The sequence below is a fragment of the Pseudoalteromonas rubra genome (assembly GCF_005886805.2).
Lineage (GTDB): Bacteria > Pseudomonadota > Gammaproteobacteria > Enterobacterales > Alteromonadaceae > Pseudoalteromonas > Pseudoalteromonas rubra_D.
The window spans coordinates 559511-585568 of record NZ_CP045430.1; the positions used below are offsets into that span (position 1 = coordinate 559511).

A 26058-nucleotide genomic window follows, 5' to 3' on the forward strand; every position below is an offset into this window, starting at 1 on the left:
GTATTACGCCATACCGCGGAAATTACATTGAGCGCAACTGCATACAAGCATCACTCATCTGACGTCTGACCTTTTAGTTAAAGCGAATAATAAGCTAATGAGTATATGATCAAAAATCAACCACAAAACGAATATAAATTAAACTTTTATTAACGTATGTAATTTGGAGAATAATGTATTGGAAGAAATTTCAAGACGTGGTGTGTAACGAAAAGAGTGACAAATTAAGCGATCGCCGACTATTAGCCGGCGACTTCAACCCGATCTCGCCCGTGTGATTTGGCCAGATAGAGCGCCCTGTCTGCCAGTTCAATCAGGCTCTGCCAAGGCGCACCTTCTTTGTGAAGTGCAATACCAAAACTCGCCGTGATCTGTCGAATAGGTTCACCTGTTTTTTTATCTTTCACAGAAAGCTTTCGAATGTCATGACGAACCATGTTGGCAAAACTAACCGCTTCGCTGACACTACTGATTGACAAAGTCAGGCAAAACTCTTCACCACCGTAGCGGTATGCGTCGCCGCGACCTTGTGCATGGTGAGACAACTTTTCTGCCACCTTACGGAGAATATCATCGCCTTTTTGGTGACCAAAATCGTCGTTAAAACGTTTGAAGTGGTCAATATCAACGAATATCAACACTTTTTGCTTACTCATAGAGTGCGTGCAGAAACTAACAATATCTTCATCGAATTTGCCACGGTTCAGCAACCCTGTCAGCTTATCTGTGTTGGCTTCTCGCTGAGAAGCAAACAGCGCCTCTTTGAGTAGCTTAATTTCATCATAAGCCACTTCCAGTTTATTCTGAAACCCCAATGCATTCTGTTGCATTGCAACTGCTTCACGGGTCAACCTGGAGACATATTCCAGCACTTCATCATAGGCACTCGGATCTTGTTCTGCACCGCGTTTTTTAAGATTGTGTAGGCCATAATGACACTCAGACAGAAACGCAGAGAAGTCCTGGGAAGATTCCAGAGTCTCACAGATACCACTCTGAACCTGATCTATCGCGCCCTGAAATGAATGAGAAATTTCATGGAACAAGGCCAAATCATGCTGAGACAGATACTTATCAAATAACTCTCTGGCCAAGTGAGGCGGACAACCCTGATAACGGGCAATAATCTGATCCAACTCCACATTAAGCTCTGGTTGTGAACCCACAACATAGCAGTAGCAAATTGAATAATTCAGTGGTGTCAGCGGGATCCGATAGCGGATCATAATAGGAAGCGCCTGCTTCAAATAGTGCGCGGAGCGTGTCAGTGTTGTATCAAATTCCATACAGGTCCATCAAGTCGCATTGTTCAGTGGCAATGCTTTATTGTTTATTTATTGTTCTACCTTTGGAGCCAAACGCGTGCAATACTAAATAATTAGAAAAAATTAATCAATCATATCGTATCATTTACAATTAAATTCACTTGGCCAAGACCAAAACATAAAATGTTCTCGCTTTCTAAATTCAAAAATAAATTATTCAAACCATTGAAATAAATAAAAAAGTTAAAACCATCAGTGCTCAACGCAATGTTAATTATTGCTTATTACCATATAATGAAACTTCACTTGCTCAGAGCAAGACGCGCTGATAACGCAATAAACAGGGTACCCAGTACGCCATCGAGATGCACGGCCCAGCGCTTTATCCCTTTGGCTCTTGTTGCGATAGTTTTCGCCAGATTACTGAAGGCAGCAGCGAACATGAGATTAATGACAAACGCAAACAGACTCAGCATCAGTCCAAGTACAATTAACTGCGTGGTCAAACCATGCTCGGCTGTTGTGAATTGAGGTAAGAACAAGCTAAAAAACAACAGCGCTTTGGGGTTGAGCAAGTTGTTTAAACATCCTCGCTTGATCAATTCGACACCGTTTAAGCCACTATCTGCAGGCGCAGTTTTAGTACCAGAAGGGGTAATGCGGCGGTGTTTGTACCAGTGTAAGAGCATCTTGACGCCCAGGTAGGCCAGATAGGCCGCACCAATGAGTTTTACAATCAGTGCAACCAATGGCATGGTCTGCATCACCTGACCAAGTCCAAAGGCCACTAACGCCGTCTGCACCAGACCCGCCAATAAAATGCCCAGTGCGATATAAGCTCCGGCACGGAACCCCTTTGTAGCTGAATAGCTGGATAACAGTAACAGGTCCGGACCGGGGCTGATAACCAAAAAGAAAATAGTAGTAAAAAACAGAGGTAGCAGAGTAATATCGATCATCAGAGCTTCCGACTAACGTCACTTCATCGCACAAATCATCGCCTCATTGTACCCATTTAGAGACGTAAAATAAATCACAGTTGGAAGTTTTTTGAGCATTACGCTACGACACTATTGCGCGTCTTCGCGCCTGAGGTCATTAAACAAACCCAACTGCCATGGACGCATTGCTAAAAACAGCCCCACACTCTGTCTCTTATCCAAAGGCAGACGAGCATCTTGCTGATTCAGCTGAGCAACCTCTTTAGTCAACTGCTCCAGTCTACGCCGCACCAGACTAATAGTCGCATCACTGTAGCTACCACGTAAATAAAACCGAAAGCTGTCTTGCCGGTTGAAATTACCCTGTAAAAACTTGGTCAGTACCTGCTGTTCGATAAAGCGCTCTAGCGGACCTCCGGGGATCCAACGAAAGTCTTGTGCTACCAGAGATTTATAGCGATTATTGGGAAGCAACTGGATCATGTTCAGGCTATCTAATCGTGCCAGTAAACGGATGCACTCCAGTTCATCAACTTGATAATGAGAGATAATGTCTTCAAATTGCCAGCCATCACGTACGCACACAGCCACTAAAAACAGTTTAGGATTCTCCATCAACTCCTGCTCCTGAGCCTGGGTAAGCTGACTGATCAGAGACTGCTTTTGTTCTCCCAACGCAAAAAGGTCAACCAAAGACAACTGCATCAGGTCACAGATCTGCTCTAGCCGCTGTAAGCTGAACTGCTCACTGGCAAAGACCCGTTTAACATTGGCTTCGCTCATATCCAGTGCGTTGGCAACCTCCTTATAGGTCAGTTTATGTTGTTTCAACAGCTGTTTGAGCGTTGAGGTTATCATTGGGATTTGGCTCAAGGTATTACATTCCTATACTCACAGTCTCTAATTACTATACATATTAAATTTGAGTATACAAATATAATCCCTTCGGTAAATTGGAAAGCAAGTCAACGCGAGCCACATGGCTTGCTTACCAAGAGGGAAAGATATGACTCATTTACTTCGTTCAGTTTTATGTTCTGCGGTACTAGGATTATTTTGTACACAGGTTATGGCAAATGACAGCCACGCATCACAGGCCAGCCATCATGGCAGTCAGGCCAGTAAGTACAGTGCACTTAGCGTTGGTGAAAGCGCCGTTGAAGGCGCAAAAGTGTCTATGATTGCCGTTGCTATCCCCGTTGCAGTAATCGGGTTCAGTGCAATTTCAGTAGGTATGGCCAGTGCCAAGGCCGCAGCAGACCTATCTGACGCCGCCAGCCCAAAACCTTTGCCTATTTGTGACGATGTATTGATTGCAGGACCTGCACCAGCACAAGCCCTTAGCGAGGAACTATAATTATGAAGTGGATACAAGGACTGTGCATGGCCGCTGCACTAAGTGCCAGCACACACACTTTTGCAGGCAGCCAAAATAGTGGCGAGGCCCGCTTTGAAGCAAATCAGATTGCGCAATTTGCCAAACAAGTTGAGCGTTATGCTGCAAATCAGGGCGCACACGTATTTGTTATCGGCCGGGTTGGTCGCCCGCTGGATGACCTCCCCAAGGGCATCGAATTTACCCATGTTGCACTGGCGGTCTACTCCGAACTCACGACCACAGATGGTGAGAAAAAGCAGGGTTATGCCATTCACAATTTATATCAGTTGAACGACGACCCCGGCACCAGCCAGCTGATAATCGATTATCCTACGGACTTTTTCTGGTCAGTGCATGACCTCAAAGCAGCCATTGCAATACCCACGCGGGCATTGCAGCAAAAGTTGCTGGATGCGTTTGCGCAGGGAGTACCTGCCAAGGTCCATAATCCGCGCTACTCGGTGGTAGCCAACCCATTTAATAACCAGAAGCAAAATTGCACCGAGCATACGCTGAATGTGATCAATGCTGCGCTATATAACACCACGGACATGGCACAGCTCAAAGTGAATACGCGGGCCTATTTTAAGCCGCAAACACTCAATGTGAGCCGCTTTAAACTCGCGCTTGGCTCACTCTTTAATGATGGTGTCGACAACAGTGACCATCAAGGTAAGGTCAAAACCACCACCTTTACCTCTATCGTCCGATACCTTAATAACAACCAGTTGCTGGCGCACAACACTGTACTGACGCCAGATGGCCCGGTTGATTTGAAATATCCACTTTAGGAGAACACAGTATGACTACAACAGCCCCTTATGCACCGAGTAAAGCATTCAGACTGGCATCTGTTGCCGCTCTGCTGATTGGTATCGCCTGCTACCTGATTGGCCTGTTCAATGCGCAAATGGCCCTGAATGAAAAAGGATATTATCTGATAGCCCTGCTCTATGGCCTGTTTTCTGCGGTCTCTTTGCAAAAGTGCATCCGGGACCGTCAGGAACAAATCCCGACTTCAAACATTTACTATTTATTAAGTTTAGCTTCCACTTTATTGGCCGTAGTACTGCTGGTATTTGCTTTGTGGCGCGCCGAGTTGCTGCTCAGTGAAAAAGGGTTTTATGGTATCGCGTTTTTGATGAGTCTATATGCTGCAATTGCCGTTCAAAAGAACGTCCGCGATAGCCAGAGCGTGACTGAAACGGTCTCCTCACCCAATACACAAGTGCATGAAGGCGAGGAGTGATCTGAAGTTAAGAGGCCGCACAACGCGGCCTTATAACATATAAGGATTCTCTCCTCTCGGTTCATTACCTTCCGACGGTGCCAGCTGCAAATTTTCAAGCTTGTCGATAATCGTAGTAAGTTGCTCACGCAACTGGGTGTCACTTCCCTGTTGTGAGGCCTGATGCATTTGGCCAAGTAACTCAGTTATTGCAGCTAATGCCTGGGCACTGGCATCATCACTGTAGTTATCTACCTGCACATTGGCCGACTGAATACGTGCCAGTTGTGTCGTCAATTCGCTAATCAAAGCTTGCTGAGCATCACTTTGCTTTGTCTGTTGAGATTCCTGCAGGCTGTTCAGTGACGCCAGCACCTTATCCAGCGAGCTCTGATGATGCTCTAACCCTGCAACAGACTGCGCCAGTGCTTTGGATACTGCCTGAGACTGAGCTGTCTGATTGGTTTGCTGCTGTCTGAGCACAGAGTCCAATGCTGACTTAAGCGTTGCCAGATTATTGGCAGCAAGCTGATCACTGCAGGCCATCGCCCGACTGACTGCCTCGCTCAGTGCCTGCACCAACTCACTTTGCCCTGACTGCTGATAAGCCACCAGCACTTCAAGTACCTCTTTGAGTTCTGCCTGACCCTCACGTGTCGCCGTGTCACTACTCTGCGCAGCCGAGTTTATTGCCGTCGTTATGGTGTCCAGCCAGTGCGGGAATTGCTGGTTATGCGCCAGGTTTTGTTCAGCAAGTTGCTCTAGCACTTTGAGGATGGCAGGCTGCTCGGCTTGTCGAGTCAATTGTTGCAGTTGCGCTGTCACGCCCTGCTCCCCAAGTACAGCACGCAACCCTTCAAACTGCTCACTGTAGTTGTGACTCAGTTGCTGTTTGTCCAGACGCGAGGCTATCTGTGATAACGCACCGCTCACCTCAGCCAATTGCTCAACCGCCAGCAAAGCCGGACTTCCCGCATCGTTGGCCCGATTAAGTCGTGCATAGTCCGCCTTAATCTGAGCCCAACGTTCACTTTCCTCAGCAGTGAGCGTGTCTCGCAACTCACCCAGTTTAAGCAGGTTTTCTTCACTGCCTTTACTCAGTGTTTGCGCTTCACCCCTGTAGTGATCCTGGATCAGGTTTTCGAGCTCTTCCTGATTCATAGCGGCAACGACCTTTTCCGCCATCTTGTTCATGTTGCGGTAACTGCCCTGCAACTTAAATGGCGGCTCGGTGCGATAGTTATCATCCTGCGCAGCCGAGGCAATATACTGAGCATTCACTTTGAGTACGGTTTCACGAATAACCAACAGCTTCTGAAGTACTGCACTGATCTCATTGGCCTGCGCCTGAGAATAGCCATATTCCAGCTCGTTAAGCGAAATGTCTTCTCCCTGAGCAATACGCACCAGCTTGTACAAGTCGGCCATATTACGATTTGCCAGTGGTGCAAGCACCGCATTCGATGTCAGCGCATTTTCAACAAAACTCATGGCAAACTCTTGCTCACACCCAGCCAGTGTATCCCCCAGGTTGTAAATGTCTGCCCGGTTCGCCAGCATGTCCGGGATTTTAAAACTTTCACCCGATTCGGTATACGGGTTACCGGCCATGACCACCGCAAACTTTTTACCGCGCAGGTCATAGGTTTTACTCTTACCATTCCAGACACCGTCAATCCGTCGTGAGCCGTCACACAGCGAAATAAACTTCTGCAAAAACTCCGGATTGGTATGCTGAATGTCATCCAGATAGAGCATTACGTTGTTGCCCATTTCAAAGCTCTGGTTGATCTTATCTATCTCTTTGGCGGCCGTCGCATTAATCGCCTGAGACGGATCCAAAGAAACCTGATCGTGACCAATAGACGGGCAGTTGACCTTAACAAAAGTCAGTCCAAGGCGGTTTGCCACGTACTCAATCAAAGTAGTTTTACCGTATCCCGGCGGCGAGATCAGTAATAACATGCCCATTAAATCAGTGCGTCTGGCACTACCTGAAGCACCGATTTGCTTGGCCAGGTTATCCCCGATGATCGGAAAATACACTTTATCAATGAGCTGGTTGCGCACAAATGAACTCAGCGGTCTGGGTTTAAACTCCTCCAGTTGCAGGCGTGCTTTTTGCGCTTGCAAAACATCGGCCTTTAACTGCTGATAACCCTGATAAGCGGGCAAAGCCTGCTCAATATACGCACTGGTGCGGGCCAAAAACTCAGCATAATCTAATGCCAAAGTCTGCTCTTCAATACGCGAATGCTGTCCCATCAGACCGGATACTTGTGTCTGCGCCTGGACATCCTTCACCTGATAGCTGAGCCCTTTGTGATCCGCAAGCAACAAGTAATTCGCCGCTTCAATCTGATCTTCACGACTAGCGCCATGTTGTTCGCCATACGCGCTCAGCCAGCCCGATGCCAGGCGGCACTTATCAGACAAAGTACTTAGTTCAGCAAAGGTGGCTTGCAGCGTCTGCCAGAAACCTTTGGCCTTGGCCATGCTCTGAAACTGCTCTGCCAGCTTACGTGCTCCTGATTGCAGTTCAAACTGTGGCAGACCTTTGCTGCAGGCCAGCACCTGAATGAGGTATTCAGCGCTCAGCGGGGCAGAATACTGCGCCAGACTCGCTGTATAATCGCCCAGTTGCACCCCAAAACTGCTTATCAGCTCGCTCAGCTCACCAATTAACAGCTGGTTAAAGCGCGGATCATTGAGCGTAGTGGCCATCAATTGCGCCTGCGTTGCTTGTTGTTGCAACGGCTGTAACTGCGCCACATCCAGTGTCGAGACAAACAACTGGGCCATGACCCGACAACTGGCCGGATAAATCAGTAACCCAAGCGCGCTTTTTTGTTTCAGTAGCAAGGTCAGGATCTGAGCCGCGTCAAAGTCATGGATCCCTTTTTCATAGCCTTCCTGATATCTGGGTTCAGCAAACGTCTGGACTACACTCAGCAATGACTCCTCCTGCAGAGCACACAGTAGCTGCTCCGTCGACAAGTCAGACTCACCCCGTTGCGCCGCACGCAGGATCTGGGCGGCTAAAAACTCGCCGCGATAAATCTCTGGTCGTTCGGAGGGTAAAGTTTGTGTCCAGTAGTCAGCCGCCTCAGCTAACTGTGAGCGGGCTTGCGGGTCAGGGATCACATCAAAGTACTCTGTCCCGGTCAGGTGCAGCATTAGCTCATCATCGCGAGGCAAGAGCGTCAGATCCAGTACCTGCTTGTTCACGCTAAAGCCATGTTTACCAATTTTGACCGTTTTACCGCCGTCGCTATAGATATCTTGCTTGTCTCTGAGTGAGCGGATCCCCTGATCTTTGCTGGCCTTGAGTTTCGCTGCAATGTCATCGGCTTTGACTTCATCGCCAAGTTCCTTCAGCTCCTGGGTCAGGCTACGTAGCTTGCTGATCATAGGGTCAGAAGCAAAATAACCGTTGATCTGATCCAGCTCAGTAAAATTCTGAGTGCGTCGGCTCACGCCCTGTAAAATCCGCTCTGCAGCGGTGGCCAGATTCAGTGCCCGGCGCTGACGCTCGTCAATCAGCTGCTGTTTATGCGCTTCAAAACTTTCGTAAACGTCATCTCGTTTGGCCAGAATCTCAGCCAAAAACTCATCGTATTCACTGAACTGAGACTCCAGCTCCTCAAGCTGGATCAGCAATCGCGATAACTGCTCATCACATTGCTCAGGGGTTTTAGCAGCGCTCAGCGCACTGGTGATACTCTGACTGAACAGTTTAAAGCGCGCGGCAAACTCCGCCTTGGCCTCAACACTACCGAGACTTTTGCGACGTATCTCAACGGCTGCCTTAGCCCGATTAACCAGCGCATAGACGGCGCTCACATCTTCTAGGATCTGCGTCCTGACGCGGCTATCTTCAATTTCCAGGTCCAGCATAGTGTGGTTTAGCAGGTCCAGCTCATCGCCCAGTGTTTCAAGTGAACCGAGGTAGCCTTTAAGTTCCGTGACACTGTCGCTTTGCTCACTTTTCTCATTAATATCCCGCAACTGCTCATGATAGGGAGCAAGCGCTTTATCCTGTTGCAGAAAAGCCGCCGTTGCATGACTGAGTACTTGGGTCTGTTCATCAATGTTGCTTTGGATAGCGCTGAGTACATCAAGGTTGATGTATTTCACTTCCTCCAGGCTGATCACTTTCCCTTTGAGCAGTTTCAGCGCATCCAGGCTGGCGACAAACTCACTGGCCTGTTTAAAACTGTCGGGGCGCACTTCACGCAATACCTGATGGCTTTCCTGCTCAATATCAGCTTCCGCCTGTCGGGCACTTTGCTGAATTTGGCTGACCTTTTCAAACTCATCCAGCACCTGCTCGGAGGTTTCAAAGATATCGTGCAGTTGCGTATTAATGGTGCTGAAATCAGCTTCCGCGAGCCAGTGATAGCGATCCAGTATCCCGCGGGTATGAGAGATCAGATCTTCGTAATGAAAAACACTGGGATTTTGCTCGCTAATAGCCTTACAGACGCTGTATAGATCAGAGATGGCTCTGACCAGGTCCGGATTGCCTATGCGACCGAATACACTGGTCGGTGTAGGTGCATTAGCGGCAAACTGTGCCGAACAAAAGGGGCTTTGCCATATCTGAATAGGATGAACCCGCTCGGCTTCTTCCTGCTCAGCTTTAAAGGTCAGCGTTAAGCCATCTTCATAAATGCCATAACCATGACAATAAATGGGGTTTTGCAGATTCTTTTCGATGATATTGTAAGCAAACAGCGCATAACGGCCTTCGGCAGGCTCGTAAAACACATACAGCACGTCTTCACCGTTTGGCGATTTTAGCTGACGATGAAATTCCAAATCATCTATTTTTTCTTCAAAATAACGCGTCTGACCGGATTGCAGATAATAGCCGCCCGGGAAAATAATGCCGTGGTCTTCAGGCAACTGCACACAAGCCTGACCGATGGCATCCTGTCTGAGCACCTGCTGAGTACGACAATTATAAACAAAGTAACGCCACTGCTTTTCGCGATAAGGCTGGACCTTCAGCAGGATCAGCTCACCGACCTGTGCGTAATACAACTCACAGTCTGCCAATGACTGATTGCTGTCTTCTACCGGCTCGCTATAAATGCCTTCGCCAGTTTCAGTGTTGTTTTCAATCTTAATGGTCAGGTCACCACCGACAGTTTCGACAAACACTTTGTCGAGCACATTAATGTGCGGGTGCCGGCCTTCCTCATGCTGGGCACGATCTGTCCTGGTCCATTCAAAATCAAAGCCGCTGTGCTCCTGAATATCTCGTTCACCGCGGTTATCTATGTAGTCCAGCGTATTATCCGCGGCAATTTGCCAGCGAAATACCCTGACATCACTCAGTCTGTCGCCAATCTGAAAGAGCGCAAACAGCTTGCCGCCTTGCACAAACAGATGCTGCAAGCGGGTTTCTTTGTAATAAGTATAAAGCTCGTCAAAGTCCCTTAAAAAGCGGGCATCGGTCAGAAACTTGGTCTCTGACGGATACGGCTCCACTTCATAGTGGTCGTCCTGCAACACCAGCTTTTGTACGCTGAATACATCACTGACATGCGTACTTTGCTTCAGACCCATAAAGACGTTGTACGCAAAGATCAGCTTATCACCAATCAGCACTATGTCTCTGGGAATGCAATTGTGCTCAGTTCGAACCCGGGCTCGACCCTGTACCTTCAGCTCAGTGCTGCCAAAGGCGTCAACGCGTTGATCATTGAGTACATCAACCTGAGTGCGCAGCTCGCTGCCGAAATTACTCAAGCGGCGCTTTATTAGCTGATAGGAGCCCTGCTCCAGTGCACTGTGTGACTCAGTATCCTGACTTGTTGGTTCAGTCATATCACTTTCCTGTAATCATATCGGGTGCGTTAAACCGAATTGCCGCCACGCACCTCAAAAAACATTGGGGCTATGCCCCTTTTCAGGGATTTATTCCTCTGTTGTGTTTTTAGCTGAATTACCGTTCAGTGAATTGCCCAACAGGCTAAGCAATTGTTGTTTTTCAGCATCCGACGTGTTGCTCAGCTGCTGGAAAAACTTGCTCATATTGATGTTCTTAAGTGTCTCTGATGAAGCATTTGCACCCGCCAGTACGCCCTTCAGGTCGTCCATCAGGTTACGCTCACCGTTGAGGTGATCTTTAAACACAGTCTGCATAGTCTGACTTTCGTTGACCAGGCCATCGATGGATTTGCCCAGTGTGATGGCGTTCATAAACTGGTTAAAGAACTGACCGTCACCACCCATGAAGTTGATGTCTGCATCGCTCAGTGCTTTAGCCAGCACTTGTGCCTGATGAGCAGCAATGTCTTTGTTTGCTTCCAGCTGTGCCAGTGTCAGTTCTTTTTGCTGGTTCAGTTGCAGTGTGAAGCCTTCATAGTCGCGGGCGTCTTTATCCATGGCGTTAAGCGCCTGCAGTTTCTCTTCCAGACCTTTGGCTTCGGCTGACATTCTGCGCTCAAGGTTAATCGCTTCTGCTTCACCCTGTTTCTCCATGGCATCTGCCATGGCAGTCTGTACTTCGGCATCTGCCAGGCCAATATCGCGTTTACCATGCGCTTCTGCCTCCATCTTCTGCTGTAGTACTTTAGCGTCTGTTTCACCCTGCAATGCATTAGCTTGTGCTTTGGCCTTAATCACGTCAGCTTCTGCCAAACCTGATGCAGCTGCCTCAACCTGCGTTGCTTCTGCCAGGATCTTCTTCGATTCAGCCTGTTGATTGGCAATGCGCAGCTCAGCTTCAGCCATTTTTTCCATTTCACGGGCTTTAAAGTCAGCGGCCTGCTCTTGTGCTTTAGCCGCTTCAATGTCTTTGACTAAGGCTTCTTCAGCTTCAGCCTGAGCGCGGATCACTATGGCCTGTTTGTCACGTTCAGCAGCAGCCAGCGTTTGCACATCTTTGATGCGCTCCTGCTCTTCCGCTACGGTTTTCTCAACAGCCACACGGTCGCGTTGCACATCGGCTATCTCTTTACGTTCTACTTCCAGCGCTTTTTCTTTATTAATACGCAGGATTTCGGTTTCTTTTTCACGCTCAATCACTTCGATTTCACGTGAACGAGCCACTTTTTCTTCTTCAATAGCCAGCACGCGCAGACGGTTTTGCTCAGCGATATCCACTTCACGCTGTCTGTTTTGTTCAGCAATCTGAATTGCTTCATCGGCTTTGAGGCGCGCTTCTTCAGACTTCAGACGCTCTTCTTGCTTAACGCGCTCAGCTTCGGCTTCTTCGCGTGCCTGAACGGTTTCAATCTCACGCTTTTGCTTCGCCATGGCGTCTTCTTTCTGACGCTCAATTTCCAGCGTTTTTTCCAGCGCCGCCTGATTCTGGATCTCGATTTGAGCCTGTTCGTCACACTTTAATTGGTTGGTTTCAACGTTTTGTGCTGCGGTTTTTTCAGTGATACGGCGAATACCTTCCGCATCGAGAATATTGCTCGCATCCAGCTTATGGATTGATGTTTGTTCCAGATAGTCGATGGCGACATCTTCTAAGGTGTAGCCCGACAGGTCCTGACCAATCACTTCTTTGATCTTGTCGCGGAACTCATTGCGGTGCGTGAACAACTCCTCGAAGTGCATTTGTTTACCCACGGTTTTCAGTGCTTCAGAGAACTTGGCTTCAAACAGCTCTTGCAGCGTTTCTGGCTCAGACGCACGCGCACACCCGACTTGCTTCGCTACCCGCAGTATGTCTTCTTTATTTTCATTAACGCGAATATAAAAGGTAATGGCAATGTCGGCACGGATGTTATCTTTACAGATCAAGCCACTGCTGTCGCGGCGTTCTAGCACCATGCGCTTGGTAGAAATGTCCATGACTTCCATCTTATGGATCACCGGGTAAACAATGCCGCCTGTGGTGGTAACATCGGGTTCATTTTTCATTTTATTGATGATCAGCGCGTGGCCTTGCTCCACTTTTCGATAGAATTTGCCAATCAATAAAATGACGGCAAAAATGACGACAACCGCTGTGCTGACGATAGTCAAAACAGGTCCAAGGTTATTTAAAAATTCCATATCTCTTCCTGATAAGTTTTATGAGTTATTCCCGGGCGCTTATCCGGCGCCGTTTTTAAAGTTGAGCCATCACCAGGGATTGGTGACGATTGTGTAACTATGAGTTGTTGCGTTGTGTTCAATCAGCAGTGCTTTATCACCCTGAGTAAACGTATTTTCTTCATCACATCTGACTTCGATCAATTGCTCGGTGCCCTCATGGGAAACGCGTGCCTGGCCAAATGTAGTGGTGACTTTTCCGGTGGCAATCACACATTCCAGTCCGACCAGTGCATCTTTACTGCTGGTCTGCTGGCTGTCGAATACCCCACGTAACGGCCTGACTAACGCTGCAGCCAGAGGCAATGCCACAACCAGACTACCCAGCATAAATGCGCTGCCAATCAGGTAATACATGACACCATCGCCGAGCAAGTAGGCAAATAATTTCTGTGCGTAGTAACTGACTACCCAGCTCAGTGCAACGATTAAGCTGATGGAAACAGTCAAAGGCACGCCGCCAAAGCCCATTTGCCATAAGGAACCACCTTCCGCGCCTCCTTCAGCTTCGATATCGGCATCACCATCAAGCATATCGGGGTCAGCAAATCCAGCCAATGAGATCAGCCAGAACAGCAATACAATCAGTAATAATGTAGAGTAGATCACCGTAGGAAAAGTGAAAGCCGTGTTTAAAAAGTCCATATTTCCTCCTTACACGGTTGATTATTGCATTTTTAATAACAAAAGAAGCATAGCGTGGTATTCATGAACAAAACACCAAGTTGAGCGCCTGCATGGTAAATAAACGTAAATACAACCCACAGCAAACCTGACAAGTGTGATTGGATTTACCCCAGCCCGAGTTATTACGAGTTGGGTATAATGTGCGATGGGAAGATTTCTTCACCCCCTTTAAGTTAACATGACGCGGTGATAAACCACGCTATAAAAAAGCTCTGAAGCTCTCTTTACCACACAATCAATCTGCCACATTACGACATATTATGTCAAATTCTTTGTTGCACTTTACTAGATTTTAGCACCACTCTCATCATTATTTACTTGCTTTTCAGCACTGTTAAGTTTAAATGACAGGAACAAGGAATTGATATAGTGAGACATATATGGAGCCATTACTGACAAGCCGTAAACTGCTGCTGGTCGCTCTGCTGCAGAGCTTTTTCCTGATCATCCTGCATCAATCTGTTGACTTCGCATTTTGGCCGGGCCAATCACCACACTGGCTGTTTGCCGCCTATTCGTTGGTGATCTTTCTGCCTTCTACACTCATTTTTTCGAGCTTCACCCAGCTCAACAGACCTTTTTATATTCAACTGGGAATATATGCGCTGCTATTCACGCTGTGTGGCTTTTATGTGGGCAACCAGTTACTTCCCGGGCGCGCACCCATACCATCACAAGCGTGGCCGTATCCGCTGATAATCTTCCTGGCTTCAGTATTGCTTATTCCATGGCTTACCCAGAACAGCCGGAAGCGCTGGTTGCCCAGCTATGATCTGCTGAGCCAGGCCATGGGGCGTTTTCTGTTGGTGTTTGCAGCAGCACAGCTATTTACTTTATCTGTGCTTATGCTGTTGATGCTATGGGCCAGTTTGTTCGAAGTCATCGAAATCAGTTTTTTCACCGAGCTGTTTTCTGAGCCCTGGTTTTATTACCCGGCCATCACATTAAGCCAGGCTATTGGCGTTATCCAGGCACGCAGCCGAAGTAATCTGGCGAATCAGTTGTTTGCCATATGCCGTAACTTTGCCACCCTGTTGTTACCTGTACTGATCGCTGTGGCCATGCTGTTTTTCGTGGCGGTTTTGTTCAGCGAGCTGGATACACTTTGGCAAAATGGCGGCAGCAGCCTTATCTTTGTGTTAGTTGGTGCCATCGTCTTGTGCCTTAACCTGTCGGGTGAGGCATTGACTCAGCGTCCCTGGTATCGCCATTTCATTGCACTCGGGCTGCTCCTGCTCCCCTGCTATCTTGCACTCAGCGGCTGGGGACTATACCTCAGAATAGAGCAATACGGCCTCAGCCTGGCCCGCTTGTGGGCAGTACTCATTGCCTCAGTCAGCATGACAGTTTGCGTGGGCTATGTGTGGCAGTTGATCACGCACAAAGCCACCTGGTATACCAGATTGAGCACAGTAAACCGACCGGTAACTTTAAGTTTGCTTGGACTGCTGATTACCACCCAAACGCCCTTGCTTGACTTTCGTGGCATGAGTGTCAATTCTCAGATAGACCGCCTCAGCGCAGGGATCACTCAGCCAGCTGATTTTGACCCTCGTTATCTGGTAAACGAGCTGGGCCGAAAAGGACTGACGGCACTCGAATCACTGCAAAATAACATCGATGACGAGCAACTAAAGCGTCGGATCCACACCGCGTTGACCCTGGAAACTAAGCCCCTGACGACACAAACCTTATTAGACCTGATTGACATGCCAGATGCACAGAAACAGGCATTGCCCCAGAAGCTAGTGACTGCACTGGAAGTATTCGCAAGACACAACACGCATTTGTTCAATGACGCGACTGAACTTATGTTACGACCCATTCAGCTGGACAATACACCTGAGGCAGAATATCTGTTTATTGCTAATACTCAGCACCGGGTGGAATTAAGGGTGTTTTATCTGGGTGTTATTGATGGCGTGCAGGGCTGGCAATCTGGCTACATGGACCAAAAAGTTTATGGAGCACAATCAAAAGACCTGCTGGAAGCGCTTAAAACTGACAACTTTGAGATTGTTGAACCCAGGTTCAAAGACATTAAGATTGGTGAACACAGGTTAGAGCTGCACAGCCCGTTTTAACGGGCTGTGAGTTTTGCTTTAAGGTGATTGCGCACTGCAGGCCATTCGCTGGCCAAAATGGAATACACTGCCGTGTCACGGATAGAGCCATCAGACAGAATCTGATGGCTTCTGAGCACCCCATCCAGTTTAGCGCCAAGACGCTCAATGGCCTGCCTTGAAGCATGATTGAAAAAGTGCGTTTTGAACTCCAAAGAGAGTGCCCCACACTGCTCAAACAAATTTTCCATTAACAGTAATTTTGCCTCGGTATTAACCGGCGTACGACGCACTGCAGCGCTATACCAGGTATACCCAATCGAAGCGCGTTTGTGCTCAGGTTTAATATCGTAGTAGCGTGTGGTTCCTACAATATGACCGCTGGCAATAGACCTGACAACAAAAGTTATCTGATCTTCACCCACCTTACTCAGTGCCTTTTCGACATACCCTTGCATTTGCTCCGGAGCAGGCACACTGGCATACCAGAGTTTCCAGCTTTCACCATCCTGCACAGCTTCCTGCAACTCTTCAACATGCTCAATTGACAGCGGCTCTAATCGAATATACTGCCCTTCCAGCACGGTATTTTTTATCCACATAGATTACATCCTGGTGTTATAGATAAGAGTGTTTAAACTGCGCATACTGCGTTGAATTCAGGAAACTCTCACTGTTACTGATATCTGCCAGCTCTTGTTCAGAAAACTGAATCTCAAAGATGTCTTTCATAAAAGTCAGTAGCTCAACTGCAGCATCGTGTTCACCAGTGATGAACGCAACCTGTAACATGATCAGATAACCATATGCGCCTGAAGCATTACGATACAAGGCATCTAAAGCGATACCAAACGCTTCGCGTTTCTGTCCAAGGTGAGCCAGCACCATAGCTTTTTCCATCAAAATTGGCGGGCTAAAACGAATATCCTCAGGCAGCTGTTCAAATTTAGTTAGTGCCTGCTCATATTGCCCCATAGTGCGATACAGATTTGCTTCAAATAAGCCCTGATAGGCCTGTTCCCCCTCCTGAAGCAAGGTTTTGCATAATTCCTGATGCTGCTTACCATCACAGGTTTCTATAGAGCGAAATAAGGTTTCATGGACAATGGGCAATGATTTTAGCTCTGAGGGCAATTGTTGGTACTTTTCCAGCGCCAACTGCGATTCTTTTTTCTCCATAAGATCCGTGATCGCTGTTACCACTTCTTCGTGTCCGGCCGCTTCAATCTGCTGATCATATTGCGCGAAAAAGCGCACTACGCTGGAGCGATAGCTTCGGTTGTTCACATCAACCAATTTATAGCCTTGTTTTGTGAGGGTAATATCCACCAGCGCAAAGGTACCGTTGTCATGCGAGAAGATATACTGGCTAAGCCAGTAGTCACCTTGCTCACGACTGTGGGTATAGAAAATGTGGTCAAATGAAGACAAGCCCATCATCGCCCCGGCTGAGACGAACGCACTTTTCAACGCAAACTTGGGATCGTCTATTCCCAGTTCATTTTTTACATAAGTTTCACTTGCATCTCGGTCGATGAGTTCTAAAAATGCATTTTCGTTGGGGTTATTCAGCACATACTCCACCTTTTTGTTCGCTTCATAAACCGATGCTGACGATTCAATAAAAGCGGTTTTTTTGGTGGACGCACACCCAGACACAACCAAGATTAAAACCAGCAGACTTAATATGCGCTTCATAGTGATTCTCCGACAAATTTCATCTTAGTTTTGTTCTCAAGTTGCTTAACAAAATCCTTAAATAAGGTGTAGTGAGGGTTAGTCGTCACTTCGCTGACTGTGCCGCCAAAACCACTATACTTGTTGGCCTGTTTCAGCTTACTTAGGTGCGCAGGCACCGCCTCAACCGGCACGGACTCCTGAAGGGCCTCATACTGAGCGTGAAAAGTCACTCGGCGGCGGTCATACTCCATGGCACTGTCGATTCGCACATAAGGATCGGCAAAGGATTTTTGATAGGCCAACGCACTGAAGTCAATATCTGATGGCATGAGCAAGGTGACACGCTGAGACAAAGACAGTGGATATACTTTGGCCAGTGGCTGCTTACGGCGCACGGTTTGAGGTAATTTAACGTATTGGCTGACATTCCCTGCGGCAAGGTAGAATTCAGCAGCCCCATCTTCAAGTGGTTGCCAGAAATCAGGCACCCAGTAAGATTCCACCACAGTGATCACGTTGTCCTGGCGATTATCTGCAAAGCTAATCGGTGCCTTTACCTGTACGCCAGGATAAAATTGCGCGTAATAGTTTAGCGAATGCTCCTGAAACACCTTTTTTTCTGAAGAGGCCAGCTGATATCGCAATCGTTCAGCCTGCCAGCCATAATACTGTGACTCAATCCGCCATTGTACGGGCGACACATAATCAGGGGCGATAATCATCTCATTAATATCAATACCATGGCGTGCCGATTTTACGGTTACTGTGGTCAGAGCGCCTGACTGGCTATCCACCAGCAAAGCGCTGCCATAATCAGGTTGATACAAACTAGACAATCTGCTGCCCTGATAGTTAATCGTCGGATCAACCCAGAATGTCTCGCCATCCAATGTAAAGTGAGTAATGACATGGTTAAAGGCGCTGTGCGTTGGCAAATACTCACTAATATGGGCACGTTTATCCGTCGACACCAAGGCAGGTTGGGCGTCTATATCTAGCTCACGCAGCAAGGTATTCAGTAGCAGCGTTTTATCTTTACAGTCACCAAAACGTTTCTCAAATACCTGGTGAGGCATGTTAGGTTGATGCGAATTGACACCCAGCTCAAGGCCCAGATAACGGATTTCATCCTGTACAAAGGTGATCGCTTGCTCAATTGCCTGGTGCTTTGGCAATGCTTTAAGTTCAGCGATATAGGCCTTAAGTTCTGGACTATGTTCAGTGTTTACCTGAAACAATTGCGCCGCCCAGTCCTGCACTTCCAGCCAGGAATTAAACTCGGTGAATTGAATATAAGGAAAAGGGCTGAACCAGCCAGGTAGTTCGTTTTCAACGGTATGAGCTACGCTGTTTTCGACACGAACCGTAAAGGTTTGCGTACCATCGCTTTTCTGGTGTTGCACCTCGGCATTAGGGTTACCGAATACTTTGTGCGCTACTTGTTTATCATCTGGTAAGGTGAGCTTAAAGGTCAACAGATCGACCGCAACGCCCCAGCCAAGGTTATCAAAGTAGCTGAAACGATCACCCAATACCGGGTTTTTTCCGGACAAACTGTAGCTGTAGTCAAGTTCGTCACCGACGCGGATATCCTGAAGCAAGATCAGGGCATCAAACAAACCCAGATACATATTATTTTGCTGGTCATCTTCCGCGTTGATCACTTTAATATCCTGCGGGGCTAACTGATAAACCGCTGTGCCATCGCGAAAGACAGTGACATTGTGAAATACCAGTTTTTCATACGCTGGATTGAACCGCACTCTGACAGTACTGCCTTCCTGAACGCCGGCAGCATCGGTAAACACATAGCGGTTATGAGAAAAGGACGTCTGCTCTGCATTGTCACTCACCTGACTGTCAACCAGTCGATAATGAAGCGGCTTGCGCAGGCTTTCAGGTAATGCCGTTAATGGCTGCTTAGTAACCCAACCTGGGGCAGACGAAATAGTCACATCAGGACGCTCACCGAGTGCCTGGACAGGATTAAACCAAACCATCAGAACGATGGCGAATATGATGTATAGCTGCTTCATAATACTCAACTTTTTGCTCTTCCCTGAACAGCTTGCAGAGCTATCAGGCTTCTTTTGGCACGAAAACGCGTCAGTTTATACAGACCGACATAGGCAAGCAAGGTACTCGGGTAACACTTTGTTAATCACCAACGCGACCACCTGCCCAGTCATGGCGTAGTGACTCTAGGGGTTAATGGCTTTCTCAGAATAAGCCTGCGTGCCCCATAAAGGCACCGTCGACAAACTATGTTTAAAGCTACCCGAGGTTTCTTTAGTGGTATAAGAGAGGTACATCAAGGTCTGATGTTCGGAATCATAAATACGCCTGACCTTCATGGCTTTGAAAAACACACTTTTTGACTGTTTGAACACCACTTCACCAGACTTGCTTTTGTCTATCTGGGCTATCATTTGAGGCGTGATTTCTCCGGTCTGACGACAGGCAATAGAGCTGTCGCTGGGATCTGACAAACTAAGATCGGCCTCAATGCTGGCAACATGACACGTTACGCCTGTGACAATCGGATCCGTCATTGAATGCAACTTGATGTCCTTCAATGTAAACAGACCAAGAGATACATCGCCCACTTCACTGTCTGAGCAGGCACCAAGTAACATCATTGCTGGAAGCAGTAGTAGTCTTTTTTTCATTCTCTTTCCTGAGATATGTTATTTTATTCAGTTTACCATTGTTGCACAAACCTGCTATTAAAAATATGGCTGACACAGTAAGCCACTGGTATTTATTACAAATTGGTCTAGCTTTATGAATCTATTCATCACCGTTCAAGGTAACCCATGGAACTGACACACCTTTCAAAAGCCACAGCCAAAAAACTAAAATTACTTGTAGAGCGCATTGAAGATAGCCATATTCCTCCCTCAATGCTGGATGAAACCCTGAATATTGCCACCTGGAATATCCGCGACTTTGGCAAACGCAGCCGCAGTGAGCTGGCCATTGCTCTGATCACGCGTATTCTTTACCAGTTTGATCTCATTGCCATTACCGAGCTAAGAGATGATTTAACCGACTTCAAACGCGTGATGCATATGCTGGGTCCGAATTGGCAATTTGTGATCAGTGACTGGCAGAGTGACTTTGGCGGCAACTGGGAACGCACCGCCTTTGTATATGACAAGCGCATGGTCCAGTTTACCGGCCTCGCCGCAGAAGCGCAGCCCGACAGGCAAAAAGTAGGTGATCAGTACGTCAGCGAGCAATCCTGGTGGCGTGCCCCCTATATGGCCTCATTCAAAGCTGGCAGTTTTGATTTCATGATGCTGGCCATGCATGCCCGTTGGGGCACCCGCCCGGGTCGCGAACAGGAGCTGGCCAGTTTTGGCGACTGGATAAAAAGCCGCTGGATAGACAACGCTGACACGGTATTTGATGAAGATCTCATTGTAGTGGGAGATTTCAACATCCCCCGAATTGGTGATCGCTATTACCAGGCGCTCACCCAGTCAAGCGGATTACAGATGCCAGTGGCGCTGGTAGACATCAATGACACAGCAGCAAGTGCCGGTAATAAACGCTATGACCAAATTCTGCATCGTGCCAGACATGCGTTTAGTTACGCCGACTAGGGCGGTGTAATTGACTTTGCCGCCAATGGTCTGATGGCAGCGTTATTCGATGATACCGGCATCCCTGAGAGTAAATGGACCTATGAGCTGAGCGATCACTTCCCGCTCTGGGTGCAGATCAATACCAATAACGAGCTGGCCATACTTAACAACATCATTCAAAACGAGTAACAAAATATTACCTAAATAATAGACAAGTATTTCATTTAATAGCACAATGCGTTTTGACGAATGATACCCGTCAGCTTGATAACCTTGCCTGCATTGAGGTATGGAATGCTGTCGATGGCAACAAATGTGTCAGCACCTGCCTGTGACTCAGGTGCTGTATGACCCCATCTTTAACCATGTGAGCAGCAGCGCTCCCCCCCAAACAGGCAGGATATTAACGCATTCTGCTGTGGTATCTTCGTTGAACAATAATATACCAATTTCACTTAATACCCGTTCAATTTGAAGGAGCAAATATGACGCTAACGGCGTTAAAAATTTCTCATTTAGAACAACTAAATAGCAAAATTTTTTCCTTGTTATCGACGATATTTTCTCGCCTCAAATTAGAACACTTAATTAAGCAAATTGGTATAAGTGTAACGACGACTTCAATAAGGAAGAAGCAATGAAAGACACGAAAACCCTCACGTTAACTCTAATCTCTGGCGCGATGGCGTTATGTGCTATTCCTCAGGCCCTGGCCTCTCAATGCGACATTGTGATCCCTTCAAGCCATCATTTGATCGATGGCGACGCGCTGGCAGTGGTTGCTGGTGACACCATCTGCCTGGCAGCCGGGGAACGTGGTCCGCTGCGTATTCGCAATGTGCACGGTGAAGCAGGTAACCCGGTCGTGATCCGCAACGAAAATGGCACGGTTACAACTACACCTTACGAGTACAGTATTGCCGTGGAGAAATCCTCTCAATTGCGCATTACCGGCAGCCGTGATGAAGCTGGCTATGGTATGCGTCTTGGCGGCACAGTAGGCATTGGTGGGCTAAGCGAGTACATTGAGATTGATAATCTAGAGATCTACCGCGCGCGGTTTGCAGGCTTGCTGATTAAAACAGATCCAACCTGCGATCCGGCCACCTGGCAGGAAAACTTCACAATGCGTGGACTCAGCGTTCACCACAACTACATTCACGACACAGAAACAGGCGAAGGCATGTACATCGGCTACACAGGGAAGAGCCGCAAGCTGGAGTGTGATGGTGTCGCAACAACGGTATATCCGCATAAGCTAACTGACGTGGATATTTACAACAACACCCTGGAAAACATTGGTGCCGATGGCATCCAGCTTAACTCAGTGGCTGGGGATGCAACGATCCGCAACAACAAAATCTACCGCACTGGCGTAAGTCCCTTCGATCCTAAATATCAGAACACTGGTATTCAGGTTGGCGGTGATCATGTGACAGTATCAGACAACCTAATCTATCGTAGTGGCGGCAATGGCATGATGCTAGATGGCGACGGTTTGAAGATTCATAATAACCATATTCTATACGCAGGGGAAAACGGTATTTTTGCCCGTAATCCAGCGCAGCAAGACAATACGATATCTGGTGGCGATGCCCATGAATATAGTGAAAACCTCATTGTGCACCCACTTAGTTACGGGATTAAGCTTTATGCAACGAATACGGCTACCCCTAACTTAATCAAAGAAAATACCATCGAGAACCAGGGTCAGGTTGATGCAGCTAATCGCCCGATGACCTACTCTTATCTGAACAATAATGTACTCAGACTAGAGCTAAACAACCGCCATTACGTGGTTGAGTAGCCAGCTCGCTGATTTTTGAACAGTAGAGCATAAACAGGCTCTACTGTTCATATCTCCCATCCAAAGTTACAACTTATCAGCTACCGGTATGGCCGAAACGTACTGATTTAGCAGTGGATTTTGATGTACACGCGCGATACTCTGCTGGAGATCAGCCAGCTGACTGCCGTCAAGACGTTGCTGTTTTACCTGCCTCAGGGATAATGGATTAATGGGTTTGCCATGCCTGTGCACTTCATAGTGTAAATGACGCGCCTGAGACAATCCTGTGTTACCCAAATAGCCAATTACCTCCCCCTGTCTGACACGGGTGCCTGGTTTCACTCCCTTTGCAAACCCATTAAGGTGTGCATACAGCGTGTCATAGCCATTCGCATGGCGGATCACAACCCGATTGCCGAAGCCACCTCCCCACCCTGCTTTTTTAATAGTCCCGTTACCGGCAGCAAAGATAGGTGTACCAACAGGTGCGCCAAAATCAAGCCCGGCATGCAAACGGGTGTATCCCAGAATAGGATGTTTACGACTACCAAAAGTTGACGATAATCGCGCGCCATTTAACGGAGTTTTAAGTAAAAAGCTTTGTGCCGGGCGACCATCAGCAAAGTAAAAGCCGCTTTGCCCGCCCTCAGTGTGATGGTGGTATACAGCCAGATCCTCTCCCTGATTTTGCAACCTGGCGAACTTTAGCTGGCCCGCTTTTTCAAGCTGCTGTTGCAGGCCATCCTTCACCGATAAAATAGCTTTGTCGTACATCATAGTTAATGCATCGCCCTGATGTATTTCGCGCTGAAAATCCACAAAGTGTGAAAACACCGTGATGGTCTGATTGATCACATCCAATGGCACAGAATCCTCAACCAGTGACTCATATAAGCTTTGTGTGATTGCGACATCATGGACAGACTGGGCCTGACGAGTGTCCAGTTGATAGAGACGCTTGTGCCACTGGCCCGTCATCGACACATTCAGGCGCTGCGCGAATCCGGTTGCCAGGGTAATAGAGCTCAGTTTGCCTTTTGTGATATCAATTTTTATCTTTTGCCCAACCGGTAGCTGACTCAGGTTCACCTCAGGTGCCATTAACTTCTGTAAACTAAACACCTGCCGTTCGCTCACACCATAAGGTTTCAGCAAAGCAGTGAAAGACTGGCCCGCTGACAGCGTCAGGATCTTGTGCTCAGTGTTTGGTGAATGCTCAGGCGCAGCGGGTGACTGAGCGGCGGCAGGTTGCTGAGCCAACACCGATTTGCCATTGTTCTGGTTCACATTAGGCTTCTGTTCAGCGACAACTGACGTATCCACATTATCACATTGCTCAGAGGCCTGTTCAGGTAAATCAGACACAAGGGTGCTTAACACCATGCCCAGAGGTATGGCGATCATCAAATGGTATTTCATAATTTAGTCCTTTGGAAAAATACTCAGCGGATCAAGGCGTTTTCCGTCAGCCAGGATCTCCAGATGTAGATGAGCCCCGGTCACCCGGCCACTGTCACCTAAAGTGCCGATGACCTCTCCAGCAGATACCCAGTCACCTTGTGACACAGCAATACTATCCAGATGGGCATATAAACTCTGGTAACCATTGCTGTGCTGGATCAGTACCGTTTTACCGTAATTTTTTGCCAGGGTTATCTCATCGGCCACCAGCACTTTTCCCGTTGCCATCGCGCCAAGAGGCGTACCTTTTGCTGCAACCATGTCAAGCCCACCGTGAGGTTTGTGATTACGAAAGGCCCATACGTGACCAAAGTGAGAACTGATCTTGTAATCATTCATTGGTAGTTGCCAGTTAGGTGTCTGAGGACTTAATAAGGGTCTCACCTGGAAAGAGACGAAAGCGCTAAACATGGCGATCGCCAGTATATTAAGTGTGACAAAACGATGCCGCGTTTTCACTGGCTTCATGATTTGCACCAGGCGACTTTTATAATCAGCCAGGGATAATGCCTGCGATGCAAACCCGGCGACTGCATTGGGTGTCTTGTTTAGTGTGCTGTGCTTCAGGGCATCCAGTAAAGTGGCTGCGTACTGTTGCCGATCAATGCCGTAACGTCCTATGGTTTGCGCATCACAGCGTGCCTCCATGGCATTAATGAACGCTGCTTCCATCCTCGCAATAGCTGGATTAAACCAGAACAGGCATTTGAGTACTTGCCATACCATAAGGGCAATATGATCTCTGTGAGCCAGATGCGTTACTTCATGCAGCAGCAGAGTCCTCTGTTTATATTCAGGTAAAGTCGCAAAGTATTGCGGCATCACGATAGTCGGCTTTTTAACCCCCATAGCAAACGCCGTACAATTCAGAGGTAGCACGTATACGGGCACTTGACGGCCTTTGATCTGAGTAAGCGATGAAAAAGACGCACTAAGATCTGCCTGGAGCGGCTCGGCACTGCTCATTAAAGCGCGCAGGCTGGCAAGTTTGTTGAGTAAACACATCCCCTTACGAATGCTTTGCAGTACCATCACGAATATCAGCGCGATAAATATCCACAAATCGTTCCATTGGTTCTCAGTCGTCAGCATTATCTCAGTGCTTAACTGCAGCTTTCCCGCCTGCTCACTAAAGTCATACAACACCGTCGGGATCACTTCATCCAGCGTCATCTCAGGGAGCGGTGCAAAAGGCACAAAACTGAGCACTAACAATGCCCACCATAGGCCGGGGGCGAACGGGTGGTGACGACTCAGAAAGCGACCCACCTGCACCAAGGCACCACATACGAGGCACCACACCAGTACCGAGAGAAGAAGAGAAAGTAACGTTGCCAAACTCATTTTATTAGCCCCGCTTATCCTGCTCAGATAATGATTCCAGCAAGTGCTCGAGCTCTTCCAGCTCCTGTGATTCAATCAAACGACTGTCAGCAAACATAGCAACTGGTAATGGGCCATCCAGTTCCAGTACATTTTTAGCAAATTCCTGAGCGTAAGCGGCCAAAGTGGGTACTTTCTCAACCTTCGCGGTGTACGACTTTTTATTGCCTTGCTCACCAATGCTCAACAAACCCTTATCGCCCATGCGCTCAAGTGTTTTACGTGTTGAAGAATATGACCAGTTGAAACGATCAGCGATGGCGTCGTGAATCTCTTTTGCAGTACGTGGCTCCTGTTGCCACAGTAGCTTGAGGATTTCTAGTTCGGTGGTGTTGGGTTTCATCTCTATTATTCTTTTGATGTGACACTTGTCGCACTTTAACAGTTAAAAAAGTGCGACACAAGTCACACTTTACAGAAACAGCTATAGCATGGTTTCCAAACAACTGAAAATTAGCCCTTTCTTGCTAACCTCTGACTTGCAGGCAATACTATTTATATCTTTGTAAACCTGTGACTGTGGCAAAAGTTGACC

General features: G+C 47.7%; 20 protein-coding genes. 7 read left to right on the forward strand and 13 right to left on the reverse strand.

Annotated elements, in window-relative coordinates; genetic code table 11:
- Nucleotides 1–242 precede the first annotated feature (242 nt).
- From CWC22_RS21550 to CWC22_RS21560, 3 genes are all read right to left on the reverse strand, one after another.
- The gene (locus CWC22_RS21550; protein ID WP_125557704.1) at nucleotides 243–1286 is read right to left on the reverse strand and encodes a GGDEF domain-containing protein; all 1044 of its coding nucleotides are present in this window, start codon (nucleotides 1284–1286) and stop codon (nucleotides 243–245) included.
- A gap of 281 nt (nucleotides 1287–1567) precedes the next feature.
- Nucleotides 1568–2224, reverse strand: coding sequence for a LysE family translocator (locus tag CWC22_RS21555; protein ID WP_138539687.1), 657 nt, complete (start codon nucleotides 2222–2224; stop codon nucleotides 1568–1570).
- A 111-nt stretch (nucleotides 2225–2335) separates the two neighbouring features.
- On the reverse strand, nucleotides 2336–3079 hold the full coding sequence (locus tag CWC22_RS21560; RefSeq protein ID WP_138539688.1) for a helix-turn-helix domain-containing protein: 744 nt from the start codon (nucleotides 3077–3079) through the stop codon (nucleotides 2336–2338).
- A gap of 133 nt (nucleotides 3080–3212) precedes the next feature.
- On the opposite strand from CWC22_RS21560, the gene CWC22_RS21565 reads away from it, so the two are divergent.
- The 3 genes from CWC22_RS21565 to yiaA are packed head-to-tail and all read left to right on the forward strand — an operon-like array spanning nucleotide 3213 to nucleotide 4833.
- Nucleotides 3213–3563 carry a hypothetical protein gene (locus tag CWC22_RS21565; protein ID WP_125557711.1) on the forward strand — a complete coding sequence of 117 codons (351 nt, stop codon included), beginning with the start codon at nucleotides 3213–3215 and terminating at the stop codon, nucleotides 3561–3563.
- Between the two features lie 2 nt (nucleotides 3564–3565).
- Nucleotides 3566–4375: a DUF2145 domain-containing protein gene (locus tag CWC22_RS21570; protein ID WP_230090699.1), complete on the forward strand. Its 810-nt coding sequence runs from the start codon at nucleotides 3566–3568 to the stop codon at nucleotides 4373–4375.
- A gap of 11 nt (nucleotides 4376–4386) precedes the next feature.
- Nucleotides 4387–4833: an inner membrane protein YiaA gene (gene yiaA / locus CWC22_RS21575; RefSeq protein ID WP_125557715.1), complete on the forward strand. Its 447-nt coding sequence runs from the start codon at nucleotides 4387–4389 to the stop codon at nucleotides 4831–4833.
- A 30-nt stretch (nucleotides 4834–4863) separates the two neighbouring features.
- Here the strand turns inward: yiaA and CWC22_RS21580 are convergent, their stop codons facing one another.
- From CWC22_RS21580 to CWC22_RS21590, 3 genes are all read right to left on the reverse strand, one after another.
- The gene (locus tag CWC22_RS21580; RefSeq protein ID WP_138539690.1) at nucleotides 4864–10647 is read right to left on the reverse strand and encodes a DNA repair ATPase; all 5784 of its coding nucleotides are present in this window, start codon (nucleotides 10645–10647) and stop codon (nucleotides 4864–4866) included.
- A 90-nt stretch (nucleotides 10648–10737) separates the two neighbouring features.
- Nucleotides 10738–12831 carry an SPFH domain-containing protein gene (locus CWC22_RS21585; protein ID WP_138539691.1) on the reverse strand — a complete coding sequence of 698 codons (2094 nt, stop codon included), beginning with the start codon at nucleotides 12829–12831 and terminating at the stop codon, nucleotides 10738–10740.
- A gap of 69 nt (nucleotides 12832–12900) precedes the next feature.
- Complete coding sequence (locus CWC22_RS21590) at nucleotides 12901–13515, reverse strand: OB-fold-containig protein (RefSeq protein WP_138539692.1); 615 nt, start codon at nucleotides 13513–13515, stop codon at nucleotides 12901–12903.
- 422 nt (nucleotides 13516–13937) lie between these two features.
- On the opposite strand from CWC22_RS21590, the gene CWC22_RS21595 reads away from it, so the two are divergent.
- The gene (locus CWC22_RS21595; RefSeq protein ID WP_138539693.1) at nucleotides 13938–15641 is read left to right on the forward strand and encodes a DUF4153 domain-containing protein; all 1704 of its coding nucleotides are present in this window, start codon (nucleotides 13938–13940) and stop codon (nucleotides 15639–15641) included.
- Here the strand turns inward: CWC22_RS21595 and CWC22_RS21600 are convergent.
- The 4 genes from CWC22_RS21600 to CWC22_RS21615 all read right to left on the reverse strand — a co-directional run bounded on the left by CWC22_RS21600 (nucleotide 15638) and on the right by CWC22_RS21615 (nucleotide 19969).
- Nucleotides 15638–16222, reverse strand: a complete 585-nt coding sequence (locus CWC22_RS21600; protein WP_138539694.1) for a GNAT family N-acetyltransferase — start codon at nucleotides 16220–16222, stop codon at nucleotides 15638–15640. The two genes, CWC22_RS21595 and CWC22_RS21600, sit on opposite strands and share 4 nt — an antisense overlap.
- A gap of 16 nt (nucleotides 16223–16238) precedes the next feature.
- Complete coding sequence (locus CWC22_RS21605; RefSeq protein ID WP_138539695.1) at nucleotides 16239–17318, reverse strand: tetratricopeptide repeat protein; 1080 nt, start codon at nucleotides 17316–17318, stop codon at nucleotides 16239–16241.
- Nucleotides 17315–19336: a DUF3857 domain-containing protein gene (locus tag CWC22_RS21610; protein WP_138539696.1), complete on the reverse strand. Its 2022-nt coding sequence runs from the start codon at nucleotides 19334–19336 to the stop codon at nucleotides 17315–17317. Before CWC22_RS21610 ends, CWC22_RS21605 begins: the two co-directional genes overlap by 4 nt.
- 165 nt (nucleotides 19337–19501) lie before the next feature.
- A complete protein-coding gene (locus CWC22_RS21615; protein WP_125557730.1) occupies nucleotides 19502–19969 on the reverse strand; it encodes a CreA family protein in 468 nt (155 codons plus the stop codon).
- Between the two features lie 147 nt (nucleotides 19970–20116).
- Between CWC22_RS21615 and CWC22_RS21620 the strand changes: the two genes are divergently transcribed.
- The 3 genes from CWC22_RS21620 to CWC22_RS21630 all read left to right on the forward strand — a co-directional run bounded on the left by CWC22_RS21620 (nucleotide 20117) and on the right by CWC22_RS21630 (nucleotide 22697).
- The gene (locus CWC22_RS21620; RefSeq protein ID WP_138539697.1) at nucleotides 20117–20908 is read left to right on the forward strand and encodes an endonuclease; all 792 of its coding nucleotides are present in this window, start codon (nucleotides 20117–20119) and stop codon (nucleotides 20906–20908) included.
- 33 nt (nucleotides 20909–20941) lie between these two features.
- On the forward strand, nucleotides 20942–21079 hold the full coding sequence (locus CWC22_RS21625) for a hypothetical protein (RefSeq protein ID WP_171045152.1): 138 nt from the start codon (nucleotides 20942–20944) through the stop codon (nucleotides 21077–21079).
- A 448-nt stretch (nucleotides 21080–21527) separates the two neighbouring features.
- Complete coding sequence (locus tag CWC22_RS21630) at nucleotides 21528–22697, forward strand: right-handed parallel beta-helix repeat-containing protein (RefSeq protein WP_138539124.1); 1170 nt, start codon at nucleotides 21528–21530, stop codon at nucleotides 22695–22697.
- Nucleotides 22698–22763: 66 nt separating this feature from the next.
- Here the strand turns inward: CWC22_RS21630 and CWC22_RS21635 are convergent, their stop codons facing one another.
- The 3 genes from CWC22_RS21635 to CWC22_RS21645 are packed head-to-tail and all read right to left on the reverse strand — an operon-like array spanning nucleotide 22764 to nucleotide 25866.
- Nucleotides 22764–24098 carry a M23 family metallopeptidase gene (locus tag CWC22_RS21635; RefSeq protein WP_230090700.1) on the reverse strand — a complete coding sequence of 445 codons (1335 nt, stop codon included), beginning with the start codon at nucleotides 24096–24098 and terminating at the stop codon, nucleotides 22764–22766.
- Nucleotides 24099–24101: 3 nt separating this feature from the next.
- Complete coding sequence (locus tag CWC22_RS21640; protein ID WP_138539125.1) at nucleotides 24102–25484, reverse strand: M23/M56 family metallopeptidase; 1383 nt, start codon at nucleotides 25482–25484, stop codon at nucleotides 24102–24104.
- Nucleotides 25485–25488: 4 nt separating this feature from the next.
- Nucleotides 25489–25866 carry a BlaI/MecI/CopY family transcriptional regulator gene (locus tag CWC22_RS21645; RefSeq protein ID WP_125557739.1) on the reverse strand — a complete coding sequence of 126 codons (378 nt, stop codon included), beginning with the start codon at nucleotides 25864–25866 and terminating at the stop codon, nucleotides 25489–25491.
- Nucleotides 25867–26058 lie beyond the last annotated feature (192 nt).

Excerpts from the sequence above, each read along its gene's own strand:
- CWC22_RS21585 (WP_138539691.1), bottom strand. The coding sequence starts at position 12,831 with ATGGAATTTTTAAATAACCTTGGACCTGTTTTGACTATCGTCAGCACA.
- yiaA (WP_125557715.1), top strand. The coding sequence starts at position 4,387 with ATGACTACAACAGCCCCTTATGCACCGAGTAAAGCATTCAGACTGGCA.
- CWC22_RS21645 (WP_125557739.1), bottom strand. The coding sequence starts at position 25,866 with ATGAAACCCAACACCACCGAACTAGAAATCCTCAAGCTACTGTGGCAA.
- CWC22_RS21595 (WP_138539693.1), top strand. The coding sequence starts at position 13,938 with ATGGAGCCATTACTGACAAGCCGTAAACTGCTGCTGGTCGCTCTGCTG.
- CWC22_RS21555 (WP_138539687.1), bottom strand. The coding sequence starts at position 2,224 with ATGATCGATATTACTCTGCTACCTCTGTTTTTTACTACTATTTTCTTT.
- CWC22_RS21625 (WP_171045152.1), top strand. The coding sequence starts at position 20,942 with ATGGCAGCGTTATTCGATGATACCGGCATCCCTGAGAGTAAATGGACC.
- CWC22_RS21600 (WP_138539694.1), bottom strand. The coding sequence starts at position 16,222 with ATGTGGATAAAAAATACCGTGCTGGAAGGGCAGTATATTCGATTAGAG.
- CWC22_RS21620 (WP_138539697.1), top strand. The coding sequence starts at position 20,117 with ATGGAACTGACACACCTTTCAAAAGCCACAGCCAAAAAACTAAAATTA.
- CWC22_RS21640 (WP_138539125.1), bottom strand. The coding sequence starts at position 25,484 with ATGAGTTTGGCAACGTTACTTTCTCTTCTTCTCTCGGTACTGGTGTGG.
- CWC22_RS21550 (WP_125557704.1), bottom strand. The coding sequence starts at position 1,286 with ATGGAATTTGATACAACACTGACACGCTCCGCGCACTATTTGAAGCAG.
- CWC22_RS21570 (WP_230090699.1), top strand. The coding sequence starts at position 3,566 with ATGAAGTGGATACAAGGACTGTGCATGGCCGCTGCACTAAGTGCCAGC.
- CWC22_RS21610 (WP_138539696.1), bottom strand. The coding sequence starts at position 19,336 with ATGAAGCAGCTATACATCATATTCGCCATCGTTCTGATGGTTTGGTTT.
- CWC22_RS21605 (WP_138539695.1), bottom strand. The coding sequence starts at position 17,318 with ATGAAGCGCATATTAAGTCTGCTGGTTTTAATCTTGGTTGTGTCTGGG.
- CWC22_RS21590 (WP_138539692.1), bottom strand. The coding sequence starts at position 13,515 with ATGGACTTTTTAAACACGGCTTTCACTTTTCCTACGGTGATCTACTCT.
- CWC22_RS21565 (WP_125557711.1), top strand. The coding sequence starts at position 3,213 with ATGACTCATTTACTTCGTTCAGTTTTATGTTCTGCGGTACTAGGATTA.
- CWC22_RS21615 (WP_125557730.1), bottom strand. The coding sequence starts at position 19,969 with ATGAAAAAAAGACTACTACTGCTTCCAGCAATGATGTTACTTGGTGCC.
- CWC22_RS21630 (WP_138539124.1), top strand. The coding sequence starts at position 21,528 with ATGAAAGACACGAAAACCCTCACGTTAACTCTAATCTCTGGCGCGATG.
- CWC22_RS21580 (WP_138539690.1), bottom strand. The coding sequence starts at position 10,647 with ATGACTGAACCAACAAGTCAGGATACTGAGTCACACAGTGCACTGGAG.
- CWC22_RS21635 (WP_230090700.1), bottom strand. The coding sequence starts at position 24,098 with ATGAAATACCATTTGATGATCGCCATACCTCTGGGCATGGTGTTAAGC.